Raw genomic sequence first — 11658 nt, forward strand, 5'->3', positions numbered from 1 at the left:
TGTTTTTGTACGGTTCACTGTGTATATCCAACCCATGGTCCAGTCATAGCGGTATACGGGTGACGTTAATTATCAAATTTATAAACATTAACTCTATTCAGTGCGCAATCGGGTAAATAGACTTTGCTATTTTTCACATGGAGCAAGTAAGGCAGCCATAGTTGACCTTTTTCTCTATCGGCTCCAAAACCACTGAATGATTCGACATACTCTCCAGAACACTTGAAGATTTTTATTGCTCGGTTCACGAGATCGGAAACAAACAGGTATCCGTTTTCGTGGTCAATACTGGTAGGAAGCAAGAAGTTATCGTTTTTCGTTCCATACCCTTCTTTACCGAAGCTACGCACCCACTTTCCACTCTGATCGTATACTTCGATTCGGTTGTTATTCTGATCCGTTATAAAGCTGATTCCGTTTGCATCGACAGTGATGTCAGATGGCGTATGGAATTCTCCATGCTCATCCCCAAGCTGCCCATAGGTATGCACTAAACCAGCCGCACCGGTTTCCGATAAACGCCAACGGCAAATTCGATTATTGCCAGAATCCGCAATCAGAATGTCGTTGTTCGTTGGATCAACGGCGATACCTTGAGGTTTATTTAACTGCTCAGGGCCAGCGCCTAATCCACCAAAGACGGTATAAGGAACCAATTCACCTATTACGTCGTTATATTGCAACACGGTGACAATTCCACTTAGGTAATTGCTGACTACAAGCAGTGGCACTTCTGGATCCAATTGACCTGGTAACGGCGTGCTAGGTGTTAATGCAGCGATGCCAAGCGAGCCCGGCAACATGGGTAAGCTTATGGGTCTCGCGGAATTGCTCTTTCCATCTTCAGTGGCTTGAAGTTGGTAATTTCCTGCGTCAACCATCCAGAGCAAATCCTCTGGATCATCAAATTTATCGTTTAAGAAAATTCGGATCATGGTTTGCTGCCAACGCTGAACCCATTCAGTTTGAGCAGACAACGCAATACTTAACCATGATGGAATACCAGCAGGCTGCATGGCTTTAAGCACTTGATCTTGTATCGAAAGCTGATGTTCTAACCAGTTTTGAATCGCAGGTGCGTCTCCTGTTTGCCCGCCGCTTTGCGCGGATGTCACGTCTCCAACAACAGAAGTTACAAAGTGAAGTTGTCCAGGATTGTCTCGTTCATCACCAACAGACTTTAGGACTTTTGTTGCCCGCGTTTTTCCTCCTTTTAAAGTGGCAAGATTGACTTTGTGTTTTTGGAGAGACGCAAGGAATGGTTCGGTAATCAGCATGGTTTGAGGTTCAGTCGATTCGGTGATCTGAACGGGTGCGAAAAATCCGTCCAGCTGCCCCATAAATTGACCATCGAGATTATATATTGAAATGACGTTTGGTCCCCCACCGGGAATCAATACGCGATTCTGAATGACTGAAACGCCACGAGATAAATCTAGACCATCGATGTAGCATTTTCCGCGCTCACTAAAAACAATGCCTTTGCCTTGCCAATCACAGCGTACGACGGTTGCAAACCCTGTATTGGCAATATAGATATTACCCTGCTTATCCAAGCTTAACCCTTGAGGCCAGAGTAAATGAAAGGGATCTCCTCCGTTTTCTGGGGTAATTTCATCGATCGTGTATTCAAAGTTGCCATCTTCGCTAAAAACCACAAGACGAGACTGGCTATCTGGTCCCTCATAAAATTCATCAGCTACACAGACTTTGCCTTCATGGACAACAATGCCATTCGGCCCCTTTAAGTCCACCTCGGGTTCATCACCAAATACTTTGATGGATTGAATATCGAGTTCTTCATTGTATTCAAGAATATGGACACGGAAGTTTCCAATGTCTGTAACGTATACCCAATTCTTTTCGGGGTGTGATAACAGCCTAAATGGCATGTTAAATTGCTGTGGGCCTTTACCTACAGTCCCAAAGCTGGCGAGAATTTGATCCATTTCTGAATCAAACACAAGGACGCGATTGTGCGCGGTATCGGCTAACCAGATCCGACCAAAACGGTCTACGCAACTACCGACAGGCGTGTTAAGCGAAAGGTGTCCAGCAGATGAACACGGCAGCTCCGGCAACTGATCGACTGTTGTGCCGATATAACTGTGATATGCAATTCCCATAATACCTAGCCTATTTTAATTTTTCTGTTCATGTTCTACCTAAAAAGAAGAATTCTCAGGTATACAATGATTTATATTTTTATGTGTACTGACACATAAAAAAGTAGCAGGTGATAGGTAACTCGCCAGTAGATGGAGCAGGAAATATCGAAATAATTATAGATTTAATACATATGTCATAGTTTGCACTTAAAAAAGGACATAAAAAAAGCCAGAGCAAATGCTCTGGCTTCTAATAACACTTTAATAAATAAAGAGTTAAGCAAGCTCACCTTGAAGCCAAGGCCAGCCTTGTTTTTTACGGCTTAATGTGTTTTCCATCATTAAAATACCGTCTTTTTCATGCTTAACTAACTTCTCTGCCCACTCACCTTTGTACAGAAGACGAGTTTGAGAAGTCGTGATGTCAGTTAACATAACAGCAGCGAATGCTAGACCTTCTTCAGAACAGCGACGCTCTAGATCTGCTTCTAGACCTTCAATCATGCCATCTACTTGCTCTAGAGTTGCAAGCTCAACCTGACCAACGACCACATCGCGACCGTTAAATGGGTAAGCCTTTAAGTCTTTCTCTACAAGTTCTGCCGCAGACAAACCTTCGATGTTTGTTTTTGCAATCAGAAGATCTTTGATGAATGTATCTACATCATCTACACCAGCAATTTCAGCCAGCGCGTAGACCGCATCTTTGTCTTTTTGTGTGCAAGTAGGAGAAGCAAATCCAACCGTATCAGACAAAATTGCAGACATCATCATGATGGCTAATGGCTTGGTGATTTCAGTCTCTTCCATCTTGAATAGCGCGAATAGAATTGTACAAGTACAACCTACAGGCCAAATCCAAGCTTCTAGAGGATTTACTGTCATCACATCACCAAGACGGTGGTGATCGACAATACCTAGAATTTCAGCTTCACCAATATCATCAGGAGCTTGAGCTAAGTCTGTGTAGTCAACCAACCAAATGTTTTCACCTGCTACTGAAGTACGTAGCTCAGGTTGATCTGCGCCAGCAACTTCTAGAACGTGCTGAGTTTCACGGTTAATTTCGCCTTGGCGAATGCCTTTTGCTTCAAGTCCACGTGCTTTCAATAGCTCAGCGGTAACGATAGCACTACAGATGCTGTCTGTGTCTGGGTTTTTATGACCAACTACTAGAATCATTTTGCTTCCTAATTACTTTTAAATTTTGCCGACAATCACACAAAAAACCATACAAGAATCTTGGTGCCTGTGACGGTAGCTTTTTCAAAAGTCGTTACTTTACCTGATTTCAAAAAAAAGTCATTCCTGATCCGAGTTAAAAGTACAGTTTCGTCGCTATTAGTTGCGTATATTTGATATATTTATAAATGATAATCATTTGCATTCGCATTATCATTTAATTAGAGTTAGTAACATACCAAGGCAACTTGGTTACAAAAGAAAGTACCCTCTATGTTTTGGGGTTGTTGCGAAATCTGATGGTTTTCGCAGCGAACCTGTTTCAATTGAAGGGACATAAAAAGTCAACCAATAACAAGGATAGAAAGTCATGAGCTTCCTAATCGGCGTGAGAAACCTCGTTCTGAGAGTGTTCTATCGCATCGTTCGCCCACTAATATTTCTTATGGAACCAGAACAAGCCCACTCTGTTTTGAAAAAAATTGGCGTTGCATTGGGTTCAAATGCCCTTACTCGCGGGCTAACTAGCTTACTCTTCAACTACGAAAATCAGGCACTGAATACAAAGGTAGATGGTGTTACTTACCGTAACCCTGTCGGTCTGTCCGCAGGTTTCGATAAAGACGGTGAGCTAACAAAGATTTACCCTTCATTAGGATTTGGGCTCGCAGAGCTGGGATCATTTACTGGTGAAGTTTGCCCCGGCAACCCTGGCAGAAGACTTTTCCGCATGGTGAAATCTAAAGCCATTGTCGTTTGGTATGGTTTAAATAACCAAGGCGCTGAAAAAATCGCGAAGCGATTAGCTAACGTTGACTTTGGCTCACTAAGAGTGGGCATCAATGCAGCCAAATCAAACATCACACCAGAATTTGTTTTAGAAGATTCTATTCAGGATTACCTAAAAACAATGCATGCGTTTAAGGATATTGGTGACTACTTCACCATCAATATCAGCTGTCCGAACACGCAAGATGGTGAACCGTTTGTCGACAAAGGTAATCTAGACGCATTGCTCAATGCCGTTAATGATGAAATCCGCCCTCTCACCGACCGTCCAATTTACGTTAAGTTAGCCGCCGATATGACATTGGAAGAAATTAACATCATCGTCGACGCGTGTGTGGAACACAAAATGGATGGCGTGGTTCTAACCAACCTTGCTAAACCTGAAGGAAATGAAGAGCACATACCTGAAGAGTACCCATCAGCACAAGGTAAACTTCCAAAAGGCAAAGGTGCAATGAGTGGCTTGCCACTTCAACGTATCTCTACTAACGTTATTCGTCATGTTTACCGCCGTACTCGTGGTGAGATCACCATAATTGGTGTTGGTGGTGTATTCAGTGCAAAAGACGCTTACGAGAAGATCACTTCTGGTGCCAATTTACTGCATATGATCACAACAATGATTTTCGATGGACCGCAAAATATCAACGAGATAAACCGCGGGTTAGTACAGCTTCTTAAGCAGGATGGTTTTAATTCGATTGAAGAGGCCGTTGGTTCAAGAAACCCACTGCCAGCTTTGAAACCAACTGAATTGCAGAATCAGGAAGACAAGGCAGCATAAAACATGAACGGCAATAGCTTTAATCTTATTGTACACGGTCTACCTGACGAACTTTATTCTGAATTTAAACGTGCCTTAAGAAAAGGCTATTGGCGTAATGGAATGCTAATGACAGAAAAGCAACGTGAAGCATGCCAACGAGCTATTCTGGTTCGTGAAACCCAACATCCCGTTGCACTGCAGTAATCAGATCCTAATGAAAGACTTCAAGGTTCGGCAGCAATGCCGAACCTTTTGTTTGTTAGCGACTATTACTAATAGTTAGTTGCTAATGAATAATTGGTTACCAATAAATAATTAGTTGCCAATAAATAACTAGTTGCCAATATCTTGGAATAGGCTTGGTAGAGAATTGATTAAGTAAGTCACTTTAAACCACAAAATGTCCCACTCATCCAAAGTCCAATCAATGAAATATGGGTTAATGATGTAATTTAGTTCTTCACGAATTGGGGATATAAAATGACGCGTTAAAGGTGTATCCCAAATAAATTTTGGAAAAGGCGTAAAATGTGCGTCACTCAAATAATAGATATCACCATATTGCTTGGCATTTATGCCTATCACATCCGCATCTTGCTGCCAGTCGCCATCTGAAACAAACTCACCAACGAAATTGTAGTTGTCTATAGCCGCAGCATGCAGGGTTAGCACAAACTCACTGCCAAGCTTCTCCGTGATGTGCGATTTGAGGGCATCATTAATTCCCGTAGCATCGAAAGCCACCGTAGATCTTCCCGTTACTAATGCGGCCACTGTACTTAGCCCACCGCCTAAGCTGTGCCCCGTGTATCGAATGGTGTGATTTGGATAATCGCGCTTAACTTTTTCAGCCAAATTGATCGCTTGAAGAAACTGCTTGGGCACTTCATCGTTGGACAGCATTCCGTCAGTCACCCAGTCTGAAGTCCCTAATTCACTTCCTCGATAGGCTAAGACAACATTATTCCCTTTTGTAAACACACTTGCATTGAAACCAGATTTGCGAGACACATCTTTTACCCTTGCCCAACCACTAGGTGTCCCAGATTGGCTGTAAACTTGCTCCGCAAACTCCAACAGTTCCAGCGCTTCTCGCGCTTTTGTTTCAGATGGGGGATTGTTTGGTGAATGGATAGTGCCAGAATCGCTTTGTGTGTAAGCCATATTAGGGCTAACAACGTTATTGTAAAAATCCTCTAGGCTTTTTAGATCACTCGGTGAAACGGTAGCATGTGCGGAATATGAGCAACTCAGTACAGCAGATAAAACTAACGTTTTCTTTAAAGACATAGTATTCCCTTACTTCTATTGGTTTTCAAATCCAGTGCCAGACTTTTATACCCCCTTGAAAGAAAATGAACCTTGTTACTTTAGTCTATTGTTAACTTTCAACTTATAATTCAGATTGTTAACAAAGTGTTAATTAAAAGTGTTTACTTTTAAGCTCATTCCTTCTTTCTAAACCCGTGACTTTACGCATCACTATCACACAAATAAAGATCAACAAGATGCATAGTAAATTAGAGAATTCGAATGTTTTTTGAGCATTTTTAAGACTTTAGTCTAAAAAAAAGCCAACCATAAATGGCTGACTTTCTCAAAATTAAGACAACAATTAGATTTAGCTTAAAGCTACATCACCTCAATAGGTCCGCCAAAGGATGTAACAGGTGGTACGTTTCCTGAGAACTTCTCAAAATCCACAATACACGTATTAGCGGAGGTTGCTTGAGCCAATTCCGATGTTGGAATGTCCTGAGTTAAGGTATTTGGATCACCATAAGTACAGATCGCGCCTTCTTTTTCATTCAGCGGCCCATACCATGCCCCCTCTTCAATACGAATAACGCCTTGTGGATAGCTGTCCGTTACCACCGCCCCAGCCATTAACTGACCACGGTCGTTGAATACACGTACCAAATCACCATCTTTAATGCCTTTCGCTTTAGCATCAACAGGGTTGATGTAAACTGGCTCACGACCTTGTACCGCATACGTTGAACGAAACTCTTCGGATTCACACATTTGAGAGTGTAAACGCTTATCTGGGTGGCAAGATTGCAGCCAGTACGGATGCTTGTCTGATCCCGGTCCGCCATGAGAGCGTTCTGTTTTCTCAAACCACATTGGGTGATCTTGGCAATGTTCGTAACCCATTCGGCCAATGGTGCGGCTTGAAATTTCAATGAATCCTGATGGTGTCCCCAATGCATTGATTTCTGGGTCTTTACGGAAATCAGCGTGGCGCACCCAAGGTTTACCTGTACCAAAGTCCAGAACGCCTTTCTCCCAGAATTCATCAAACTCAGGCATGTCGAACTTACCTTTGTTTGCATTGCGGCAGTCTTCATAAAGCGAGCGTACCCACTCCATCTCATCCATACCACGTGTGTATTCTTTATGGCGACCAAAACGACGAGTTAGCTCTGTAAAGATATCGAAGTCAGTACGCGACTGGAACAACGGATCCACCAGCTTCTGCATCGCCACTAAACCGCGACCAGAATACGAACCGTACACGTCGATGTCGTTACGTTCCCATTGCGTACAAGCTGGCAGTACGATATCGGAGAAACGACACGTTGCTGTCCACGCAAACTCGATGGTGACAACGGTTTGAAGTTTACGGAACGCTTTCTTCATACGGTTGCGATCCTGATGGTGGTGCCAAGGGTTGTTCCCAGAGATCACCATCATTTTGTAATCAGGCAGTTTTACTTTGGATCCGTTGTAACGAATCTCTTTGCCTGGCTCGAGCAAACAGTCTATCCAACGGGCAACCGGAATGGTGCGGCTGTATCCGTTGTAATCTTTGTTATCCCATTTCGGCTTCATGCCTTGGTCAAGGTTACGCGGGAAGCCACCCGGAGCAGCAAAGCCAGTAGAAGGCACCCCGATACCAGAGTAATGGTGACCATAAGAAACCCCGCCGCCTGGCAGACCAATTTGTCCAACCATAGCAGCAACAACAGCTCCAGCCCAGTAAGGCTGTTCACCATGTTCTTGGCGCTGAATACACCAGCCAAATAGAATCTGTGTGCGACCGCTAACCAGCATGCGAGCAAACTCGCGAATCTTATCCGCTTCTACGCCACAAATTTCTGCCGCCCATTCTGGTGTTTTTTCAACTTTGTCTTTGGTTTCTCCAAGAACATATTGAATGAATGGGTCAAAACCTAAGCAGTAAGTTTTAATGAACTCTTTATCGTACAAATCTTCTTTGTAAAGCACGTGCGCGACGGCCAGCATAAACGCCACATCAGTCATCGGGTTGATGTACATGTGATCATTTTGCAAGTAACGCTGTGTCTTGTTCTTCACAGGATCAACAGACAGAACGTTGATCTCACCTTTGGCGACTTTTTCTTTTAGCTGTTCAAGGTATGGGAACGATTCGTGTGTTTCACAGTTCCAGCCAACCTGAAGGTTTTTCACTGGATCGTTCGCCCACAGAATAATGTTGTCACTGTGCTCTAAGATTTCAGACCAAGACGTGCCTTGAGCATATACTTCGGTCGATCCCAATACGTAAGGCATGATGGTTTGACCCGCCCCCGTAGAGTAATCCCCTACTTTGGTAATGAAGTTACCGTGCATGCCCACCGCGCGTTGCATGTGACTGGTACAGCTGTGGAATTGACCTGTTTGACGCCAGCCTGTCTGACCTGCGTGAAGTGCCCATGGACCATAGTCTTTCTGCACACGCTCAAGCTCACGATAGAAAAGATCCAGAGCTTCATCCCAAGTTACACGGATAAAACGATTGTTACCGCGTGTATCCGCGCTGTATTTGTGCTTCTTGAGCCAATCGAGACGAACCATCGGATAACGGACACGAGATGGGCTGTAAATAATACCTTTAATGCCGTTGATCATATCCGTTGGGTGCGAGTCCATCTCCAGCGGTTTGATTTCTTGAACCTTACCGCCGTAGATGTGTGCGCGAAATGCGCCCCAGTGAGAACCGGATACTTTCCACGTTCCCGTTGTTTCCGCTGCATTTGCTGAAGCCGATGCCAATAAGCTAGGGCCAATGACAGACGCTGCGCTCGTTGTCGCTACACCTTTAAGAAAACTTCTTCGTGTAATTGCCATTTCTTGTACTCCGTCTGACGCTTAGTGGTGACCTTCAGCAAAATCTGAAGAGTGTTTCTGTAGGTATTTCAATACTAGGGCTTCGCTGTCTTTATCAAAGTTTACGAATGCAAGCATTCCATTAAACATGCCCGGCCAGCCGTTTGCCGTGAAGTGCGCTTCGTCTGGCTGTGTGTGACACACTGAACAGTTAGTTTGATAAGCTTCTTTTGCTTTGTCCCAGATTGGTGTTACGTCACCCAGCATGGCGGTTTTTTTCATCCACAGTTTCGTTTCTACACGTTGCCATGGAAGACCCGTCAGCTCGTCTTCTTTGGTTTCAAATGTTTTCACTAGATCTTCATTAACTGCGGTCTCTTTAAGAAGAGAACCAATAGCGATATTCAAGCCAAAGTCTTCCTGAATAACACGCCCAAAGCCTTTCGCTTTACGCCAACCCGAAATTTCCACCAGTACCGCATCGCCTTTATCATCAACCACTTTTACTGTCGATGCTGGGTTCAATAAGCCCGCTTCCTTGGTCATTCCAGCATCTTCATACATAGGCAAGTGACGGACACTTGTTACGCTATTACCTGTGGAGTAATCAGTGTTAGAAGCCAGTTGTTCCAATTCACTAATCATGCCACCTGAGCTGTCCATATTTTTAGGCAAGTTGTGAGCGATGCCTTTGTGACAATCGATACAGCTTTGGTCTCTCTCTGCCGCATTTTTCATTTGAATACGTGCAGCTGGTTTCATTTTCTCGAAGTCCATTGAATCGTAGTTGTGGCAGTTTTTACATTCCAGTGACTTGTTCGCAGAGAAACGATCCCATTCGTGCTTCGCCAGCTCAATGCGGCGTTCTTCAAATTTTTCAGGCGTGCCTAAGTCGCCAAAGATCTGCGCAAACACTTCTTTGGAAGCCTGCATTTTACGGGCAATTTTTGCCGTCCATTCATGCGGAACGTGACAGTCAGGACAAGTTGCGCGAACACCTGAACGGTTTTGCCAGTGGATGGTTTCTTGCAGTTCCTGATACACATTGTCACGCATGGTGTGACAGCTGACGCAGAACTCTTCTGTATTCGTCGCTTCCAATGCGGTGTTAAAGCCACCCCAAAAGATTACACCAGCAATAAACCCGCCCATTGTTAGCACACCCAAGCTGATGTGAACGGCCGGGCGAGTCATCGTGTGCCAGATTTTTACGATAAACGATTTCATGATCTGTTCTCTTTAAAAAATTCGCTCAAAAAATGGAGAAGGGTTTAACCGTGTACGCCTGGAGGACCTAAGAAAAAGACCTGCAGCATCCACACGATAAAACCGTATCCACCAACAAACATGACGCTTAATACGGGAAAGAGAACGACGGTAATTAGGAGAAAAGATTTCCACTCAAATGAGCGAACGTCTTTCGGTTCCACTTTATTAACATTACTCATACATTGCCTGCTTATAGTATTGATAATTTCATCTGCACTAAGCCCAGCGACCCAGTACACCTACAACTTATAATGAGAAATTCTAGAACGATCGAATCTTATGATTCAATGGTTTGATTCCTTATATAGCAAGCTATTCGACACTTTTTTGAGCTCATACAGATATGTGTTCAATTAACATTTTATGTGTAAATTAATGAACAGATATGACAATTTAATATTGTTGCATATATGTATAATTTGATGATTCTTTGTTACCAAACACTCTTTATTAGCGTTCAAGAAACTGAGAAAAGCCGCTTTATTTCCTAACCTATTCAGAAATAAATGTAGAATATTTGTTAAATGCAATCGCTTCATTTGTGAGAATTTGAAGCGAAATAACATGCCTACCTCAAGCTATTCACTATCGCTAAAAACTAGGATCAGTTGGCCTAACAAGATGTGGGGATTTAAGTATAAGATAGGGGGAAAACAATCGAGGTTTCTATGCAGGAATCAATTGATATTGGCTGGGCTTTTCTACTTCTTTTTTCTCTCACGCTATGTATCCCACTCTACATTAATCGTCACTTTCAGCTTGGACTAGCAAAAGACACATTGATCAGCGTGTCGAGAATGTGTCTTCAGCTAATTTTGGTGGGAGCTTATTTAGAATTTGTTTTTGAACTCAATAGCCTATTATTGAATATCTTTTGGGTGTTGATCATGGCAAGCATAGGGACAAGTGCGATCATCGATAAAGCCAAACTCCCGTTAAAACCTCTCTTTTTACCAGTGCTGTCAGGGTTGTTGATTGGTCTTTCACCCATCATCATTGTGCTTTGTGTTGTGATTGTTCAACCCACACCAGTATACAGTTCTCAATATGTTATCCCGCTTTGTGGAATGCTCATTGGTAACAGTATGAATGCCAATATCATCATGCTTCAAAACTTGTTCAGTGCCTTTAAAGAACGAGAGGGTGAATACCATGCCGCGCTTTCATTGGGTGCCTCTCCGACCTATGCTTCTTTACCTTTCGTTCGTACTGCGATGCAAAAAGCGTGGTCACCTATTCTCGCCTCTATGGCAACCATCGGTTTAGTTACCCTACCCGGTATGATGACAGGGCAAATTTTAGGTGGAACATCCCCCTTGGTCGCAATTAAATATCAGTTGATCATTATGATTGCGATATTTGTCATGATGACCATATCTTTGTCTCTTTCAACCAAATTGGGGTTACGTAGCGTTCTTTCAAAAGAAGGGCGGGTTTTGGTTTCTACAAAAAGATAAAGCGATGCATTAG

General features: G+C 43.3%; 9 protein-coding genes. 3 read left to right on the forward strand and 6 right to left on the reverse strand.

Going from position 1 to position 11658, the window contains the following annotated elements; translation table 11 throughout:
- Positions 1-65 precede the first annotated feature (65 nt).
- Complete coding sequence (locus LDO37_RS10005) at positions 66-2126, reverse strand: beta-propeller fold lactonase family protein (RefSeq protein WP_224055108.1); 2061 nt, start codon at positions 2124-2126, stop codon at positions 66-68.
- Positions 2127-2384: 258 nt separating this feature from the next.
- A complete protein-coding gene (locus LDO37_RS10010; protein WP_126607288.1) occupies positions 2385-3290 on the reverse strand; it encodes a manganese-dependent inorganic pyrophosphatase in 906 nt (301 codons plus the stop codon).
- Positions 3291-3660: 370 nt separating this feature from the next.
- Here LDO37_RS10010 and LDO37_RS10015 point away from each other — a divergent pair, with 370 nt between their 5' ends.
- Both LDO37_RS10015 and LDO37_RS10020 read left to right on the forward strand, forming a co-directional pair.
- Positions 3661-4863 carry a quinone-dependent dihydroorotate dehydrogenase gene (locus tag LDO37_RS10015; RefSeq protein WP_126607287.1) on the forward strand — a complete coding sequence of 401 codons (1203 nt, stop codon included), beginning with the start codon at positions 3661-3663 and terminating at the stop codon, positions 4861-4863.
- Positions 4864-4866: 3 nt separating this feature from the next.
- Positions 4867-5049, forward strand: a complete 183-nt coding sequence (locus LDO37_RS10020; protein ID WP_126607286.1) for a DUF1315 family protein — start codon at positions 4867-4869, stop codon at positions 5047-5049.
- Between the two features lie 129 nt (positions 5050-5178).
- On the opposite strand, the gene LDO37_RS10025 is transcribed toward LDO37_RS10020, so the two are convergent.
- From LDO37_RS10025 to torE, 4 genes are all read right to left on the reverse strand, one after another.
- Positions 5179-6135 (reverse strand): lipase family protein, encoded by a 957-nt coding sequence (locus LDO37_RS10025; RefSeq protein ID WP_224056020.1) that lies wholly within the window; start codon positions 6133-6135, stop codon positions 5179-5181.
- 342 nt (positions 6136-6477) lie between these two features.
- Entirely contained in the window at positions 6478-8940 is a 2463-nt protein-coding gene (gene torA, locus LDO37_RS10030) for a trimethylamine-N-oxide reductase TorA (protein ID WP_126609469.1), read from the reverse strand.
- A 21-nt stretch (positions 8941-8961) separates the two neighbouring features.
- Positions 8962-10146 (reverse strand): pentaheme c-type cytochrome TorC, encoded by a 1185-nt coding sequence (torC, locus tag LDO37_RS10035; protein WP_126609470.1) that lies wholly within the window; start codon positions 10144-10146, stop codon positions 8962-8964.
- Between the two features lie 44 nt (positions 10147-10190).
- Complete coding sequence (gene torE, locus LDO37_RS10040) at positions 10191-10367, reverse strand: trimethylamine N-oxide reductase system protein TorE (RefSeq protein WP_126609471.1); 177 nt, start codon at positions 10365-10367, stop codon at positions 10191-10193.
- Positions 10368-10856: 489 nt separating this feature from the next.
- On the opposite strand from torE, the gene LDO37_RS10045 reads away from it, so the two are divergent.
- Entirely contained in the window at positions 10857-11645 is a 789-nt protein-coding gene (locus LDO37_RS10045; RefSeq protein ID WP_126609472.1) for an ABC transporter permease, read from the forward strand.
- Positions 11646-11658: the final 13 nt, after the last annotated feature.

It is taken from the genome of Vibrio penaeicida, from assembly GCF_019977755.1.
In the GTDB taxonomy this organism is placed as follows: domain Bacteria; phylum Pseudomonadota; class Gammaproteobacteria; order Enterobacterales; family Vibrionaceae; genus Vibrio; species Vibrio penaeicida.